This window comes from Pseudofrankia inefficax (assembly GCF_000166135.1).
GTDB lineage: Bacteria > Actinomycetota > Actinomycetes > Frankiales > Frankiaceae > Pseudofrankia > Pseudofrankia inefficax.
Map to the genome: position 1 here is coordinate 5,006,771 of NC_014666.1, position 17,159 is coordinate 5,023,929.

13 protein-coding genes are annotated in these 17,159 nt (G+C 70.5%); 4 read left to right on the forward strand and 9 right to left on the reverse strand.

Annotation, left to right across the window (positions count from 1 at the left end):
• Positions 1-58: 58 nt before the first annotated feature.
• A complete protein-coding gene (locus FRAEUI1C_RS20410; protein WP_013425232.1) occupies positions 59-1,315 on the reverse strand; it encodes an ABC transporter substrate-binding protein in 1,257 nt (418 codons plus the stop codon).
• A 373-nt stretch (positions 1,316-1,688) separates the two neighbouring features.
• On the opposite strand from FRAEUI1C_RS20410, the gene FRAEUI1C_RS20415 reads away from it, so the two are divergent.
• Positions 1,689-2,696, forward strand: a complete 1,008-nt coding sequence (locus FRAEUI1C_RS20415; protein ID WP_041259562.1) for an alpha/beta hydrolase — start codon at positions 1,689-1,691, stop codon at positions 2,694-2,696.
• 101 nt (positions 2,697-2,797) lie between these two features.
• Here the strand turns inward: FRAEUI1C_RS20415 and FRAEUI1C_RS20420 are convergent, their stop codons facing one another.
• From FRAEUI1C_RS20420 to FRAEUI1C_RS20450, 7 genes are all read right to left on the reverse strand, one after another.
• Positions 2,798-4,603 carry a TolB-like translocation protein gene (locus FRAEUI1C_RS20420; RefSeq protein WP_157734993.1) on the reverse strand — a complete coding sequence of 602 codons (1,806 nt, stop codon included), beginning with the start codon at positions 4,601-4,603 and terminating at the stop codon, positions 2,798-2,800.
• Between the two features lie 213 nt (positions 4,604-4,816).
• Positions 4,817-6,493 carry a GGDEF domain-containing protein gene (locus FRAEUI1C_RS20425; protein WP_013425235.1) on the reverse strand — a complete coding sequence of 559 codons (1,677 nt, stop codon included), beginning with the start codon at positions 6,491-6,493 and terminating at the stop codon, positions 4,817-4,819.
• A 219-nt stretch (positions 6,494-6,712) separates the two neighbouring features.
• Positions 6,713-8,344, reverse strand: coding sequence for a CocE/NonD family hydrolase (locus FRAEUI1C_RS20430; protein WP_013425236.1), 1,632 nt, complete (start codon positions 8,342-8,344; stop codon positions 6,713-6,715).
• Entirely contained in the window at positions 8,341-9,351 is a 1,011-nt protein-coding gene (locus tag FRAEUI1C_RS20435) for an alpha/beta hydrolase (RefSeq protein WP_013425237.1), read from the reverse strand. The genes FRAEUI1C_RS20430 and FRAEUI1C_RS20435 overlap by 4 nt, the downstream gene beginning before the upstream one ends.
• 32 nt (positions 9,352-9,383) lie before the next feature.
• Positions 9,384-10,142 carry an SDR family oxidoreductase gene (locus tag FRAEUI1C_RS20440; RefSeq protein ID WP_013425238.1) on the reverse strand — a complete coding sequence of 253 codons (759 nt, stop codon included), beginning with the start codon at positions 10,140-10,142 and terminating at the stop codon, positions 9,384-9,386.
• Positions 10,139-10,933, reverse strand: a complete 795-nt coding sequence (locus FRAEUI1C_RS20445) for an enoyl-CoA hydratase/isomerase family protein (RefSeq protein ID WP_013425239.1) — start codon at positions 10,931-10,933, stop codon at positions 10,139-10,141. Before FRAEUI1C_RS20445 ends, FRAEUI1C_RS20440 begins: the two co-directional genes overlap by 4 nt.
• On the reverse strand, positions 10,930-12,522 hold the full coding sequence (locus FRAEUI1C_RS20450; protein ID WP_013425240.1) for an AMP-binding protein: 1,593 nt from the start codon (positions 12,520-12,522) through the stop codon (positions 10,930-10,932). The genes FRAEUI1C_RS20445 and FRAEUI1C_RS20450 overlap by 4 nt, the downstream gene beginning before the upstream one ends.
• A 107-nt stretch (positions 12,523-12,629) precedes the next feature.
• On the opposite strand from FRAEUI1C_RS20450, the gene FRAEUI1C_RS20455 reads away from it, so the two are divergent.
• On the forward strand, positions 12,630-13,256 hold the full coding sequence (locus tag FRAEUI1C_RS20455) for a TetR/AcrR family transcriptional regulator (RefSeq protein WP_013425241.1): 627 nt from the start codon (positions 12,630-12,632) through the stop codon (positions 13,254-13,256).
• 96 nt (positions 13,257-13,352) lie between these two features.
• On the opposite strand, the gene FRAEUI1C_RS20460 is transcribed toward FRAEUI1C_RS20455, so the two are convergent.
• A complete protein-coding gene (locus FRAEUI1C_RS20460) occupies positions 13,353-14,618 on the reverse strand; it encodes an ABC transporter substrate-binding protein (RefSeq protein WP_013425242.1) in 1,266 nt (421 codons plus the stop codon).
• Positions 14,619-15,267: 649 nt separating this feature from the next.
• Here FRAEUI1C_RS20460 and FRAEUI1C_RS20465 point away from each other — a divergent pair.
• Both FRAEUI1C_RS20465 and FRAEUI1C_RS20470 read left to right on the forward strand, forming a co-directional pair.
• Entirely contained in the window at positions 15,268-15,951 is a 684-nt protein-coding gene (locus FRAEUI1C_RS20465; RefSeq protein ID WP_013425243.1) for a TetR/AcrR family transcriptional regulator, read from the forward strand.
• A gap of 187 nt (positions 15,952-16,138) precedes the next feature.
• Positions 16,139-17,119, forward strand: coding sequence for an alpha/beta hydrolase (locus FRAEUI1C_RS20470; RefSeq protein ID WP_013425244.1), 981 nt, complete (start codon positions 16,139-16,141; stop codon positions 17,117-17,119).
• Positions 17,120-17,159: the final 40 nt, after the last annotated feature.

Sequence of the window (17,159 nt, forward strand, 5' to 3'; positions counted from 1 at the left end):
AGGCCGGGTCCGCCCGCCGCGAGGACGGACGGACCCGGCGAGGCTCACAGCCCTGGCCTCAGGACGCGCGCTGGATCGTCTCGGCCGTCAGGGTGCCGCAGATCGGGAGAGCGCCCTGAACGGGCGTGAAGGCGCTGCCCTCGTACTTGGACACGAACAGGCACTCGCCCGTCGTGATCTTCTTCTGGTTGATGTCGTACGTCTTCCCCGGACCGAACAGACCCAGCCCGTCCCAGTCGTGAATGCCCCGCAGCGCCGTCAGCAGCGACGCCGACGTCGGGCCCGCGCCGGCAGCCTTCAACGCGCGGACCAGCAGACCCATGGTGATGTAGCCGTCGTACTGGGCGAACGTCGGTTCACCCGTGACTCCCGCGGCTTTCAGGTCACTCTCAAACTGCTTGGTGGCCGCCGTCTGCATCTCCACCGGCTCGTAGGCCAGCGAGAAGTAGGAGCCCTGCGCGGTCTGCGTCGCGCCTGGGCCAGCCTGTGTCAGGTCACCGCCGTACCCGGTGGGCAGGAGCGAGGCCTTGAGCTTCACGCCCTGGTCCTGGAGCGCCTTGAGGAGCACGAAGGCGGTGTTCGGGTCGACGGTCGCGAAGAACCCGTCGACGCCGGCGTTCTTCATCGCCAGCACCACCGGGCCGATGTCCGTGGTACCGAACGGGAGCTGGATGTTCTCGTAGCCCACCTTGACCCCGGCCAGCTTCGCCGACGCGGCCGCCTCGCTCGCGGCGGCCTGCGACTGCGGCGACACCGAGTAGGCCAGCGTCGCCAGGTTGGTCACGCCCAGCTTCTTCATCGTCTGGCCCAGAGTCGTGGTGACCTCGTCATTCAGCGTCGGCCCGGTGATGGAGAACATGTTCGGCGAGGTGAACCACTCCCGGCCGTCCTGGGCGAACCCGATCACCGGAACGTTGTGCGCGGTGAGGTACTGCGCGGCCGCGAAGAACAACGCCGAGTGGGCCAACACGGCGGTGACATGGTTCTGGGTGACGAGCTTCTGCGCCGCCGACAGCACGGTCGCCGGGTTCGTCGCCGTGTCCGCGACGACATACTTGATCGTGTATCCCTGTCGGGCGGCGTAGTACGTCCCGGCCTTGAACCCGTCGAGACTCGACTTGTTCCCGGACGCGGCCGCACCGGTCACATCGGCTAACACGCCGACCGTGATCGTCGCCTTCGACGCGGTTCCCCCGGCGGCACTCGCGCCGCCGCCGGACGAGCCGCCGCAGGCCGCCACCCCGAGCAGCATGGCGGCCGTACCGACGGCCGCCAGGCCAAACCGTTTCCGCCGCAGGTGCACGGATAGATTCATCTTTCCCCTTGTCCTGTCCACGGCGATGCCGCCGAAACTGCGATGGCTGGCCGTGTACCGACCGCGAGGCGTCGCGACCCGGAGCTCACTGCTGGGCCGGAAGCACTGTCGGCCATCGCCAATCATTGAATTCGGGCCAGGATTCGGCAAAAGGGCACACCGAAAGCCCGGGCCTCGAGGCGCCGGAGGATGGCGCGGCGGACGTTCCGCCCCGCCCCAGAGACACCGGTTTACTCGATGTCGCCGCCCCGCCCGAATGTCGTATGGTGCACTCCATCGTCCTGCTGAACGGATGTATAGCAGGACCAAACGCGCGTGTCAACGCGGTCGGAGCGCCCGCCGCGGGTGATCGTCTCGAATGCCTGGAGCCGCTTTGTCAGACGCAGGAACCGACGTCAAGGTCATCGACATCCGTGTGGCGGTTCCCGGCGCACCCGTCGGCGAGGCGGCCTGGGAGATCGCGGCGACCGTCCACGTCGACGAGGCGCGCAGCGCGCGATCTCCGGTCCTCGTCCTTCTTCCCGGCGGCGGCTACGGCCGGCGCTACTTCGACCTGCCCGACCTCGGATACAGCCAGGCCGACCACCACGCCCGCCGCGGGGCCATCGTCGTCGCGCTCGACCACCTCGGGGCCGGGGACAGCACCAGCCCCGCCCCGGACGTCACCACGCTGCCGACCGTGGCCGCGGCGAACCACGCCGCCGTCACGGCCGTGCTGGACCGGCTGCGGGACGGCACCCTCGCGCCCGGCGCCGTGCCCCGCGTCGAGGTCTCGGCGGTCGTCGGCGCCGGCCAGTCGATGGGCGGCCACATCGCCGCCGCGATGCAGGCCCAGCACCGCACGTTCGACGCCATCGCGCTGATGGGCAGCAGCGTGATCGACACGACGATTCCGCGCCGCCAGCCGGCGGCCTCGAGTCTCCTCCCGGGCCAACCGGCGGCCGACGCTCTCGCCGACCTCGACTGGCCCTGGGCGTTCCACTGGGTGGAGGAACTCACCCCGCTCACGGCGGCCGACATCGAGGCCGGTATCCCGGTCAAGACGACGGCCCTGCCCTGGTCGAGCAGGACCGTGCCCAGTCTCGCGGTCGCGCTTCTCGAACCTGGCGCGATCGCCGCCGAGGTCGCCACGATCGACGTGCCCGTTCTGCTGGCCGCCGGTGAACGAGATGTCGTGCGCCCACTTCTCACCGAGGCGGCCGCTTTCACCTCGGCCCGCGACCTCGCCGTGTTCCGGCTCCGACGGATGGCGCACATGCACAACTTCGCACCCACCCGCCACCTGCTGTGGGAGCGTCTCGACGCCTTCATCGCCCAGGCAGTGAGCCTCGCCTCCAGAGCGAAAACGCTTCCCACACTCATGGCCGCTGGGCCGCGGTAGGAACCAAAGCTGTTCCAGCAGACGGCAGGTCGTCGGGTGCGCCGTGACCGGCGCACCCGACGACTGCCGCCGCCGGCCCAGATCAGACGTCGTCTGTCCGGTCAGGCTCCGCTGGCGGGCTGGGTGTAGGTGCGTCCATCGAGGACGGTCGTCATCGTCCCGGTCGGCAGGAACTTGTTCTGCAGGAGCAGGTCCGGGCCGAGGGTGAAGCCGCCCGGGCTGGTCGACTTGCTTCCGGTGTGCTGGCCGGAGAGTGTGATGTTCGCGTTCCAGGTCACGACCTCGTTGAGAGGCGTCGTGCCGACAATGCTCACCTTCTCCGTCCCGTTTAGCACGTAGCCCGGCTTGTCGACGACGTCGCGGAAGGTGACGTCGATGCTCGCGATCGCCGTGTCGGCCGCGTTGTGGGTGATCACCACGCTGGCGCTTCCCGACACCTTCCCGTCCACCGTGTAGGTACCGGCTGGCAGCGGCGTCGGCGGCGGGAGTTGCTGGCCCTGGGTCGCCGGCAGCCCCCAGGTCCGGTCGGACGTGACGGGCGGCGCCACGGCCTTGCTCGCCGGGAGCGTGGGGAACCGGGCGATCATCGTTCTGCTGTTGCGGCCGCCCGGCTCGGTCGAGTCGGGGCACTTGTGCGGGGTCGGGTTGGCGCCGCAGGCGAGGTTCTCGGTGTAGACCACCGCGGTGCTGTCAGCCAGCCAGGCGGGGTCCGCGGCCGTGTTCCAGGCGGCGTCGGCGCCCTTGTTGATCTGTTGGTGGACCTTTCCGTCGGTGCCTACCAGCCAGGGCAGGAAGAACCGGCGGTTACCGTTGTTGCGGATTCCTGAGACGTAGCCGATGGTCGAGAGCTGGTCGGTGATCGGCGGAATGCCCTCCATACCCGAGATGAAGTCCAGCCTGCCGGAACCGATCACCTCCTCGGCGAGGAGCCACCTGCCGTCCGGCGACATGGACATCGGGTCCGTGTACTCGGCATGGTCGGTCAGCGCCCGGGACTTCCCCGTCGCGAGCGAGGTCTCCCAGGCGTCGACGCTGTCCGACTCATAGGCCTGGATCCCGAGCGTCGCGGTGCCGTCGTTGTTCCAGCCCCGGAGCTCGCCGACCATGCCGGCGCTGTTGAAGGTGAGCTTGTTCCCAGGGCCGACGACGTACGGCGCATATCTGGTGTCCGACGGGTTGTAGAGCGCCGAGACGTTGACGAGGTCGTAGCGCTTGTTCGCCTTGTCGTAGGTGAGGCGGCCGGCGAACGGGACCTCGCTGAACGTGGCCAGGTCCAGGGTGTCCCAGGCGAGGTGGACGCCGTCAGGACTGAGCCGCCATTCCCGGCCGGTCAGGCCGCGCAGCGGCTTCGTGCCCCAGTAGATCGGGGCGATGCGGGTGTTGGCGGGCGTGCACCGCGGGTCCGTCACGGCGTAGTCGGCGCCGTTCTGGCCGCATTCGAGTATCCCGTTTCCGACGAGCACGTGCCTGCCGTCGGGCAGTTCGTGCGCGGGCGGGTAGGGGAACTGGGTCGGGTCGATGTCGGCGCCGAAGGCGACCCCGCAGGTGATGCACTTCCAGGCGTTACCGTCGGCGAACGTCGTGCCGTCGGTCCTGACGACGATGACCTGTGGGCCGTTGTAGACACTGGCCGGGCTCGGCGCGGCGGGCGCGCCGGCATACGTGATGCCCAGCAGCACGTAGTGGGGGTCCCAGTAGAAGCCCGGCGAGCCGAGGCCACCCCAGTTCGCGGAGACACAGCCCGTCGGGCTAGCGCATATGCCGTCCGCCGGGACGGTCGGCGGGACCGGAAGCTCCGAGAACTTGACCGGAATGTTGGTCGATGCCGGCGACGCGGGGGTGGACTGGGGCGACGACGAGGTACACCCCTGCACGGCTAATGCGGCGGCTACCGCGACCGTCAGCACGCCTAAGAGACCGCGCCACCTTCTTCCCTGAAGTTTTCGGCGCGGCGAACTGCTTTTCACCATCTGCATTCCTCTCTTGCCGTTCCGCGCGGGCCCTGCACCCAGCGCGGATATCGGATGATGCTCGACGGGTGCAGGCGCGAGAATCTGATGCGGGCATACCGATATCGCCGACGGCGCCCGATTCGCCGGCCGCGTCACCGGATTTCGGGCTCACTCCCGTCCGAGCGATCCCGCCTGGTGGTCGAACCGCGCCGCCAGGTCCGGGTGGTAGACGACCAGCCTGCCCGCGTGCTCGCGTTTTGCCGCGTACATCGCCAGGTCTGCCTGGTGGAGCAAAGCGTCCGGGCTGGCCGGTCGCGCGGTGGGATCGAGCGTGACGAGGCCCAGGCTGGCGCGCGGGATGTAGGTCTGGCCCGCCAGCCGGCAGGGCGTCTGGACCGCGGTCGCGAGCCGCTCGGCGACGCGGACCGGTCCGTCGGGGCCGCCACCGTCCAGGATCACGGCGAACTCGTCGCCACCGATACGCGCGACCGTGTCGCTGGCACGAGCGCCCGCCCGCAGCCGCGCCGCGCTGATCCTGAGGAGCTCGTCGCCGGCGGCGTGCCCGAACGTGTCGTTGACCGCCTTGAAGTGGTCGAGGTCGAGGAACAGGACGGACACGCCGGTCTGTCGCTCGGTCGGTGCACCGTCCGCAGCCGGCTCACTGTCGGGGTCCACGACTCCCCGCAGGCGCCGGGTGAACAGCGCCCGGTTCGCCAGACCGGTCAGCGGGTCATGAAACGCCAGGCGCTGCAGCTGGGTCCCGCGTTCCCTCACCTCGGCGAGCAGGCCGGTGTTCTCGGCGATGGTGAGCATCTGCCGGGCGAGCGCCAGCACGAGCAAGGACACGAGGCCGTATGACTCAAGTCGGTCGACCGTTGCTCCGGTCGCCCTCCTGCCAAGGACCAGCAGACCGGCGACAACGAGCACGGCGTAGGGCAGCGCGGCGTGCGCCCACATCGTCCGTGGACCGGGTGGAGCCCGGTCATCCAGATCCACCGAGGCCGGCATCGGCGCCAATGCGGCAAGAGCGATCAGCAGTAGCGAGGCGATGAACGGGATGAGGCTCCACGCGGGAAGGTCGTAGCGGCCGTGGGCGGTCCGGTAGACGAAGACGCTGTTCGTCAGGCCGTAGACCAGCAGGCCGCCGCCCAGCAACGCCGAGGTCAAGGGGGACCGCGGCCGCCGGAAGGTCGCGATCAGGAGGACGGCCGCCGCGAGGGCCAGCACGGTCACCTGCTGAACCAGGGAGGCCGTCAACACCACGGGGTCGAGCCCGGCGGACCGGGCGACCGCCTGAAGCACCGTCCCCCATTCGAGGAGGAGAAGCGAACCGACGATCAGCACGCTGTCCATCACCACGATGGCATGCCAGCGACCCGCCCCGCCTCGCCGCCCTCGCCCGGTCCTGCCCTCCACCCGACAGGTGGGCAGGGACAGCAGTCCGGCGAGCGCCAGCCCGTAGAACGCGACCAGGACCAGATATCCCGAAGTCGACTGGGCGGCGACCGAGCCGCCGGTCAGCAGCGTCACCAACGTCAACAGCCCGCCCCAGGCAAGTCCGACCGCGAACAGGCCGATGAGGACCCGCCATCGCCGGTCACCGACGGCGGCCCGCCGAGCAGTCCAGAAGCAGGCCGACGCGGCGCCGACCTCGGCGACGAGGTCTCCGGCCGTCGTCGCGATCCGGGCCGGGCGCGGGTCCAGCGACGCGGTAGCCAGGACCGCGAGCACGAGGAAAAGCAGACAGCCCACCACCGCGCGCCGGAAGGCCCTCGGCCCGGCGGGCCGACCAGCCGACGGCAGAGAGCCCGGCTCGCCGCTCCCGACAACGCGCAGCCTCGCCATCACTCCTCCCGCCGGCAGCCCGCCGTCACCCTCGATGCGCAGACGGCGACAGCCCGCGGCCTGGACACCTGGTCGAGGCACTACGCCGCTCCCGATGGGCTTGCCCCACTCCGGTTCACCGAACCGGCGGGAGGCCCCTGCCCACGGCCGGCGGATGTCCGCGCCCACGCCCGCAGGGGGCACGGGCGGCCCACCCGCGCCATCCGCGCTCACACCTCGTCAGTCGCCTCGGCGGACCGGCAGGATGACCGCCGAGGGATGGGTCTCGTCGTGGAAGACGGTCTGGCTGGCGGCCCGCAGAGTGGTCGCGCTGCCGCGGGGCTCGCCGGTACCGGGGTTGCGGTTGTACCGGGGGAAGGCGCCGCTGGAGATCTGGACGCGGATGCGGTGCCCCTGCTTGAACCGGTGGGCGGTGGCGAACAGTCGCACCCGCGCGCAGGTGTCCCGGTCGGCGTCGGTCAGGCTCGTGAGGCCGTCAGTGACGTTGAAGGAGCGGCCGTCGGTTCTGACGTCGCAGACCCGGACGAACACGTCGGCGAACGGCAGGCTGGACCGGAACCAGATCTCGGCGTCGACGTCGCCGATGATCTCGACGTCGTGGTCCAGTGGCGGCGTGGTGTACGTGAGAACGTCAGGCCGCGCCTCAAGCCGGGTGTTGTCGACCGACCCGGTGTTGGTCTGGAAGCGGGACCCGCCGACGGCCGGGGTCGGATCCGCCGGGTCGTACCGGTAGCCGTCGGGGGCCGACGCCGCCGGATCGTCCGTGGACAGACCGCCGCCCGGTTGCAGCTGGAACCGCTGGGGCGAGTAGCCCTCGGGCGGCCACGAGGCGAAGTCGCGCCACTCCTCGAGCCCCTGGACGAACAGCCGGACGGGCGCGCGGTCGCCGGGTTGCTCCCCACGGGCGTGAGCCAGGCCGAAGTCGAGCAGCTCCTGCATGCCGAGCTTGATCGGCTCGGCGGTCATGCTGTGCGCCCAGGGCCCGACCGTGAGCCGGGCCGGGCGGCCGGCCGCCTGCAGAGCGGTGAAGTCGCGGAGCTGGCCGGGCAGGAAGAAGTCGTGCCAGCCGGCGATCGAGCTGACCGGGATCGTCACGTCGGCGACTCGGGCGCTGTGATCGGCGCGCGCCCAGTACGGGGAGGCGGCGTCGTGGGCCAGCATGTCCTGGATGTAGTCGATGCGATGGCCGACGCCACGCTGGTCGGCCGTGTTCAGCGGCAGGCTCGCGATCAGGCGGTTCATCTTGCGCCGGCCGGCCAGGCCGGGGTGCCGCAGCAGCGCCAGCGGGCGTTCCTGCCCGTCGACCACGAAGCCCCAGATGAACGGGATCTCCAGCGCGAAGCCGTCGGAGCGCAGGAATTCCAGCAGCGTCGCCGACTCGCTCTGGATCGGGATCATGGCCTTGACCTGCGGTGGCACCTGATCGGCGACGGCCCACTGGGTGTAGCCGAGATAGCTGGGCCCGTAGAGCAGGATGGAATCGCCGAACCAGGGCTGTTTGAGGATCCAGTCCAACGTGTCCAGACCGTCGTCGCGTTCGGGACGAAGCGGGTCGAAGGTGCCGCCGGAGCCGAAGGTGCCACGGGCGTTGGTGATGAACACCTGGAATCCACGCTCGGCGATGGGCCTCGCGAGCGGATAGGTGGCCGAGGTGTGGCTGCCGTAGGTGGTGCGGATCAGTACGGTCGGAAGACCCTCGGCGCCCGACTTCGGGAACCAGTGGTCGGCGACCAGTTCGACGCCGTCGCGCATCGGTACCCGCAGGTTGCGATGCACGGTCACGTCACGGGTCAGCGGCGGTGGTAACTGCTGGGTCTTCTGCAGCAGGCGGCTCATCAGGTTGAGCTTCATCGGGCGGCCGCCCACTGCCGCTCGCAGAACTGACGCACCTGCGCCTGGCGCTGATGGTCCTCGGGGGCCAGGCCGAGGAACATGAAGTGCGGCGCGCCTTCCCAGACGTGCAGTTCCGCTTCCACCCCCGCCGCCAGCAGCGTCCGGTGCAGCCGCACGGTGTCCGAGAGCAGGAAGTCGCGGGTGCCGGTGGTCAGGATGGTCGGCGGGAAGCCCTTGCCGAAGTCGCCGAACAGCGGGGAGACATACGGGTCACGGCGATCATGCCCGTCTGTGTAGAGCTTGAAGACGGTTTCCAGCTCTGCCTCGTCGTAGGAGATGTCCACGCCCTGACTGGCCTGGTAGGAGTCACCGACCTTGGTGAGGTCGATGGGAGGCGTGTTCACCACGGCGGCGGCCGGCAGCGGCAGGCCCTCGTCGCGGGCCCGCAGGATCGTCGCCACCGTGAGGTTCGCCCCGCCGGACATGCCGCCGATGATGATGTCCTCGGGCCGATGCGCGTCGAGCAACGCGCGGTAGGCGGTGAGGCAGTCGTCGAGCGGGGTCGGGAACGGGTGGAACGGCGGCATCCGGTAGTCCACCGCCCACGTCTTCGCGCCGAGGCCGCCGGCGGTCATCGCGGCGCCCAGCCGGGCCAGCTCGCCGCCCCCATAGATCCAGGCTCCGTGAATGACCAGGTAGACCCGGCGGTCGTCAGCGGCAAGGCTGTCCGGAATCGCCTGCCAGACGCCGACGCCGTCGAGCTCGATGCGGGCGGTCGCGCAGGGCACGCCGGTGTCGGCGGCGCCGTAGCAGGACGCGACCATCGGCCCTTCCGCGCCTGGCGGCGCCGCCGCGTTCCGCTCGTCGATGAACGCCTGCACCGCCTCGCGGTCGTCCAGCGGCGGCCACGGCTTGAAAGGCAGCGGATTGCCCATCGCGATGATGGCCTGCGCGGGCTCGCTCAGCGTCGTGGGGACCGGGACCAGTCGTTCGGGAATCCGCGTCGGGGGGTGGGAGCTCGTCACAGCTGGCATTCCTCTCGGCAGCAGGTGCGGGGTTAGCGAATGGACGAGCCGATACCGAGCCCGCCGTCGACGTCGAGGACGACGCCGGTGATGTAGCCGGCCGCCGGCGAGGTGAGGAACGCGGCGGCCTCGGCGATGTCGGTGGGCTGGCCGGTCGCGCGCTGGGGCACCTTGCCGACGAGCTTCGCCCGGGCCGGCGCGTTCATCGAGGCGAGCATCGGGGTCTCGATCAGCCCGGGGGCGATGGCGTTGACGGTGATGCCGTCGCGGGCCGTTTCCAGCGCGATGGCGCGGGTCAGGCCGACGATCCCGGCCTTGGCGGCGACGTAGTTCGCCTGCCCGAAGTTGCCGCGCCAGCTCATCGAGCTGAATGACACGATGCGCCCATAGCCGCGGGCCCGCATGTGCGGGATCACCGCGCGAGCGCAGTGGAAGCTTCCCGTCAGGGAGACGTCGACAACCGCGTGCCAGTCCGCGTCGCTGATGGCGGTGACCCGGTTGTCCCGGATGATGCCGGCGTTGTTGATGAGAACGTCGATCCGCCCACGCCGCGCCGCCACGTCGTCGATCCACTCGGTGATCGCGGCCGAGTCCGTCACGTCGACGCCGACGGCCTCGGCGGGCTGACCGAACTGGGCGCGCAACGCCTCGGCCTGGGCGGCCGCGGTGTCCTTGTCGAGGTCGCCGATGACCACGGTGGCGCCCTCGGCGGCGAACCGGTGGGCCATCGCCGCGCCGAGGCCCTGGCCACCGCCGGTGACGAGGACGACCTGGTCGGTGAAGCGGTTCACGCTGGCTGCTCCGTTCGGGTCGTGGCGGGGCGGTTGACGAAGTCCCGCAGCGCGGCGGCGACGTCGTGGGCAGCCCAGTGCGCGTCGAAGGCGTCCAGTTCCAAGGCCAGCGCGGCGGGAGTCTCCATCGCCGGCGTCTGGGCGAGCAGCCGCTTGTAGCCGCTCTGGGCCGGCCCGTGTGTCCGGGCCAGGGTCTCGGCGATCCGCAGCGCGGCCGGCCCGACCTCGTCCGGCGCGACGACCTCGTGGGGCCAGCCGGTGGCGGCGAGCCGCTCGGCCGGCATCAGCTCGCCGGTCAGCGCGAGCCGCCGCGCGGTCGCCTGGCCCAGCATCCGCGGCATCCGCACCGCGGCGCCGCCGGCGGGCAGCAGGTTGTTCAGGACGTGCCCGTCGCCGATCAGTGTGCCGGCCGCGGCGACGACGACGTCGCAGGCCAGGGCCAGCTCGATGCCGCCCGCGACGGCGTGGCCGTGCAGCCCCGCCACGATCGGCAACGGGCTGACCTCCAATCGGGTGGCCAACGCGGACACGGTCCGCAGAAACGCCAGGGGGGTCTCACCGCGCTCGCCGAGGGCGAGGAAGTACCGCAGGTCGGCGCCGGCGCAGAAACTCCGGCCCGCGCCGAGCAGCACGACTGCGTGCGTCTCCTGGTCCGCCTCCGCCTCGGACAGCGCCTGGTCGAGGGCGTCGACCAGTGCCGCGTCCAGCGCGTTGCGCCGATGTGGCCGGTTCATCGTCAGGACCCGCACCGCGCCCGACCGTTCGACGCGAAGGATCTCCAGATCGTTCATCGGGACCCGCGCCCGCCGAGGACCTCCGCGCGCCGCTGCCGGCGCAGCTCGGCCCGCTGGATCTTGCCGCTCGGCGTCTTCGGCAGGCTGGCCACGAAGTGGACCCGGCGCGGGTAGGCGTGCGCGGAGTACCGGTCCTTGACCCACCGCCGCAGCTCGTCCTCGGTGACAGCACTGCCGGGGGCGGCCACCACGTAGGCCTCGACGACCTCGCCGCGGGTCTCGTCCGGCGCGGCGATCACGGCGCATTCGGCGACCGCGGGGTGCTGGGCGAGCACCGACTCCACGTCGAACGGGCCGATGCGGTACCCGGCCATGATGATCACATCGTCGTCGCGGGAGGAGAAGCGGACGATCCCGGCGACGTCGATGCTCGCCGTGTCACCCGTGACGTAGTACCGGCCGTCGCCGACGAACCGGCCGTGGTCATCGCCGTCGGCGTACGCCGTGAAGGTCATGAACGGGCTGTCCGCGACGACGAGCGCGAGCCGGCCGACGGTTCCAGGTTCGGCGGGCTCGTCGCGGTCCGGGGCCAGCACCGTCGCCGACCAGCCAGGCAGCGCGACCCCCATCGCGCCGTCGACGACCGGCACCGCCACGGCCTCGTGGTGGGGGAAACCGATCGGCATGCCGACCTCGGTCTGCCCGTAGTGGTCATGCACCCGCGCGCCCAGAGCCTCGGGCGCCCAGACGTTCACATCCGGCGTCAGCGGCTCCCCCGCGCTGGACAGATACGGCACGTCGAGCGTTCCCGGCTGGAGCTGACCGGAGTTACGCAGGCCGCGATAGGCGGTCGGGGCGGCGGCGAAGTTGGTCACCTTCAGCTCCGCGAGCACCCACTGTGTCGCCTCCGCGGAGAAGCCGCCGCGTAGCAGAACCGTTGGTATTCCGGCCGCCAGCGGGGCGACGATCGCCGTGTAGAGACCGTAGGCCCAGCCAGGATCCGCCGCGGACCAGAACACACTGCCGGCGCCGACTCCGAGCCCGAACTCCTGGTAGCTGTGCCAGCCGCCGATATAGGCGGCCGGATGCACGACGCCCTTCGGGGACCCAGTCGTACCCGAGGTGAACATGTGCACCAACGCGCCGGCTCCCCCGACCGCGACCGAGCGCGGTTCCCAGGGCTGAGCACGTGCCACCTCGGACGCCACCTCGTCGGCCGGGAGCACCACCCAGGCACCGTCGCCGATCTTGTGGCGCTGATCGGGGTCGACGATCACCAGACGGGTCTGCGAGCGACGCAGCCGGTCGGTCACGGCGGCCTCGGCGAAGGCGGTGAACAGCGGGACGTACACCGCACCCACGCGCCAGATCCCGACCAGCACGGTGAGCAGGTCGACGCTCTTGCCCATCAGCGTCGCCACCCGGTCACCACGCCCGATGCCGCGCTCGCTCAGCACGGCGGCGAACCGCCGCGATGACTCGGACAACTCCGCGTAGGTGACCGTCGTCTCGGCCAGGTCCTCCCCGATCACCCGCGCCGCGACCGCGTGACCCGGGTGGCGATCGCACAGTAACTGGGCGACGTCGAGCGATGGCGCCGAGTAGCTCGCCACCAACTGTTCGGCGCGCGTTGCCGGGTCGACCATCACGACTCCTCGCATGGGTACTTTAGTGCGGCCGAACGTACCGTCTTACGTACCCGATCGGCAAGTCCAGGCGCCTCCCCACTCGGTGCTGCGCCAGACTTGGGCACATGACGCGTCCAGTCGGCTCGACGCCCGCCACCCCGCTGCGGACACCGCGGCGGCGCCGCGTCGATACCGCGCGGCGCGGGGAGCTCCTGGCGCAGATCACCGAGATCTTCCTGGCCGAGGGCTTCACCTCGGTGTCCGTCGACGACCTCGCCCGCCGCATGCACTGTTCGAAGTCGACGCTCTACGGAGTCGGCGGCACGAAGGAACAGCTGGTGATCGCGGCTACCAAGCACTTCTTCGGCACCGAGGCCGATCGCATCGAGCACGCCGTCGCCGAACAGGACGACCCGCAGGTGAAGATCACGACCTATCTGCAGGGCGTGGCCCAGGCGATGCGCCGCAACTCGCCGGACTTCTACGCCGACATGGTCACCTACGCCCCCACCGCGGAGATCTACCGGCGCAACACCGCCAAGGCCGCCGAGCGCATCCAGGAGATGATCGACGACGGCGTCCGGGCGGGCGTCTTCCGGGCGACCAACGGTACGTTCGCGGCCCAGATCGTCGGCCTCGCCCTCGAAGCCGTCCAGTCCGGTGCACTGCTCGAGCGGACCGGACTGTCCGCCGCCGAATCCTTCGCCGAACTCGCCGACCTGCTCTTCAACGGACTCCGGCAGGCGAGCTGAGGACCTCACCGGGCACCGCTCTCGCGCGGCCGGCCACGCGAAAAGGCCACAGGGAAGCCCTCGGCCGGGCCGAGGGCTTCCCTGCTCACCGGGCTGTCAGGACGCGCGCTGGATCTTCTGATCCGTCAGGGTGCCGCACAGCGGGAGAGCACCCTGCACAGGCTTGAAGGCGCTGCCCTCGTACTTGACCACGAACAGGCACTCGCCGGTCGTGATCTTCTTCTGGTTGATGTCGTACGTCTTCCCCGGACCGAACAGACCCAGGCCATCCCAGTCGTGAATGCCTCGCAGCGCGGTCAGCAGCGACGCCGACGTCGGGTTGGCGCCGGCCGCCTTCAGTGCCCGGACCAGCAGGCCCATCGTGATGTAGCCGTCGTACTGCGCGAACGTCGGCTCACCCGTGACGCCGGCGGACTTCAGGTCGCTCTCGAACTGCTTCGTCGCGGCCGTCTGCATCTCCACCGGCTCGAAACCGAGCGAGAAATACGCGCCCTGGGCGATCTGCGACGCACCGGGACCCGCCTGGGCCAGGTCGCCTCCGTAGCCCGTCGCCAGCAGGGCACCCTTCAGCGCGACGCCCTGGTCCTTCAGGGACTTCAACATGACGAATGACGTGTTGGCGTCCACCGCACCGAAGAACCCGTCGATACCAGCGTTCTTCATCGCCAGCACGGGCGGCCCCACGTCGGTCGTACCGAACGGCAGCTGCACGTTCTGGTAGCCGACCTTGATCCCGGCGAGCCGTCCCGAAGCGGCGGCCTCGTTCGCGGCGGCCTGCGATCCCGGCGCGACGGAGTAGGCCAGCGCGGCCAGATTGGTGACCCCGACCTTCTTGAATATCTGGCCGATGGTGGTCGTGACCTCGTCGTCCAGGCTGGGCCCGGTGATCGAGAACATGTTCGGCGAGGTGAACCACTCCCGGCCGTCCTCGGCGAACCCGATCACCGGAACGTTGTGCGCGGTGAGGTACTGCGCGGCCGCGAAGAACAACGCCGAGTGGGCCAACACGGCGGTGACATGGTCCTGGGTGACCAGCTTCTGCGCCATGGACAGCACGGTCGCCGGGTTGGTCGCCGTGTCCGCGACGATGTATTTGATCGTGTAACCCTCGCGGGACGCGTAGAACGTGCCCGCCTTGAACCCGTCGAGACTCGACTTGTTCCCGGAGGCGGCGGCACCGGTGACGTCGGCCAGGACGCCGACCGTGACGGTCGCCTTCGGCGCCGACCCGGCGGACGCACTCCCACCGCCGCCCTTGGCAGCCGACGACCCGCCGCACGCCGCCGCGCCGATCAGGGTGGCGACCACGCAGGCCGCCATCAGACCGAGCCGCTTGCGACTCCCCGTCCTATATAAACCCATCTCTTCTCCGATTCCTCATTCGCGGCGTTGTCGCCGAATGTGCGATGGCTGGACGAATGGACGCGCGAGGCAACGGCTCCCGGCGCTCGCGGGCGAGCTGGAGGTCGTTGTCAGCCAGCGACCGGCTTCAACTCGAGGCAGGGTTCGGGAAAGTCAAGCCGGTCCGCCCGCCTCGATGGCAGGGGACACACGGCAGATGTTCGCGTCGCCCATCTCCGGGGAGACAACGGCTCGCTCAGACACGTCGGCGGCACCAAAGGTCTCGTAGTGCGGCCGCGGTTCCGCTGAACGCATGTATAACGAGGACGGACAGGCATGTCAACCGGCTCGCCGGACCGTTCGCGCGGGCCGCCCGCGACCCGCCAAGGGTCACGCCGGGCCAGCCACCAGGCCCCGCCTCCCGCCATCCGGCCGGGACGGCGGGGCCGACGACCACTGGGCGCGCCAGGCAGGCAGGCAGGACGGCCCACCAGGACGCGGCGACGGCCAGGCCGATGGCGCCCAGCCAATCGGGATCTTGCTCGCCAGCCCCAGATGCTATACGGTTGTTCAGCGCCCCCTTGACCCCTGCGACACCACCGTCCACCGCGCCGACGACGGCCGCCGCGCGACCGGCAGGTCCACGCGACCTGACAGGAGGGACGCACCGATGGTCCTGGCCAGTAATTCCCGCGTCAGGGCCAGCCCGGTGCGCTCGCATGCGGCGAGCGACAAGGCGCGGCTCCTCGACGCGACGCGGAGTCTCATCGTCGAAAAGGGCGTCACCGATTTCACCGTGCGGGACGTCCTCGACGCTTCGAGGCTGTCCTTCCGCTGCTTCTACCAGCATTTCTCCGGCAGAGATGAACTGCTCATCACCCTGATGGACGAGACGGTGCGGGCCTGCGCGCAGCAGATCCTGGCGAGCGTTCCAAACAGCTCCGGTCCGCTGGAACGGCTCAGGTCCGCCGTTCACGTTCTGTTCGAGCAGTCGGCGCCGGACGAGCGTGGACGGCCCGGGCTCCTCAGCCATTTCGCCCCACTGACGGTGTCGTCCCACCCGGCCAGCGGCCGGGTGGCGCTCCAGCCGCTTCTTCAGGTGTTCACCGAGATGATGGCCGACGCGGAACAGGCCGGGCAGGTGCGCCCGCGCCTTCGGTCAGGCGCGGCCGCCACCGCCGTGGTGCACACCGCCCTGTTCCTCGCCGGCGTCGCCAGCGCGGGGTACGGTCACCCGCTGACGGCGGCCGAGGTCTGGGACTTCTGTACGGGCGGACTTATTCGCGGCTGGTCCCCGCGCGAGGGTTCCGTGCGCGCTTCCGAAGACGCCGACCAGAAGCCCTCTCGCGACTGAAGGTCTGCCCGTGCGGAGGCGGTCGCCGTCTCGCCGTGGCCGGCGGCACGCACCCTGTGCTAAACAGGTGGTCAGCACAACCGGCCACCGTTGAACCGACGGCCGAGACGATCTGGAACGGCAGGCGCACCCGCACACGCGGCGGCCCGACTGCCGGCCCAGATCTCGGCCCGCTGGGGAGGATGTCATGAGCGAGAACGACTCGCCGCCCGCCTTACGGGTCCCGGCGCGCGAGATCCCGGTTCCCACCTCGATCAGCCCGCAGGCGCAGGCGGTGCTGGCCCAGGGCGTGATCGGCGGTACGCCGCAGCCACCGCCCGACGACCTCGACGCCTGGCGGGTGATGATCGCCCAGACCAGCGAGCTGGTGCGCGGCATGCTCACCCAGGGCCCACCCCCGAACGCCGACGTCGAGGACACCGAGATCGCCGGCGTCCGCACCTTCACCATCACCCCGCACAGCACCGGAGCGGCGGACAGGCGGATCTACCTCGACATCCACGGCGGCGCGCTCGTCGGCGGCGGGGACGAGCTGTGCCGCGTCACCGGCATCGCGGCGGCCAACCGGTTCGGCATCCGGGTGTGGGCACCGGACTACCGGATGCCCCCCGACCATCCCTACCCCACGCCACTCGACGACTGCCTCGCCGTCTACCGACAGGTACTCGCGTCCTACGGCCCGGAGAACGTCGTCGTCGGCGGCGGCTCGGCCGGAGGCAACCTCGCCGCCGCGCTCATCCTGCGGGCCCGTGACGAAGGTCTGCCACTGCCCGCCGCCGCGGTGCTCATCAGCCCCGAGGTCGACCTCACCGAGTCCGGCGACACCTTCCACACGATGCTCGGCGTCGACACCGTCGGCGGCGGCCAGAGCCTGATGAACGCCAACCTGCTCTACGCGGGCGGCCACGACCTGACCCATCCCTATCTGTCGCCCCTGTTCGGCGACTTCGCCAAGGGCTTCCCCCCGACCCTGCTCACCAGCGGCACGCGGGACTTCTTCCTGTCCAACACCGTCCGCATGCACCGCGCGCTGCGGGCGGCCGGCGTCGACGCCCAGCTCCATGTCCTGGAGGCGTGCCCCCACGGCGGCTTCATGGTCGACACACCCGAACAAAGCGAGCTCGACGCGGACATCCGCCAGTTCATCGACCAGCGGCTGAGCGGCTGAGCGGAGCGCCGGCTCGCCCCCGGCGCCAGCGGCGACACAC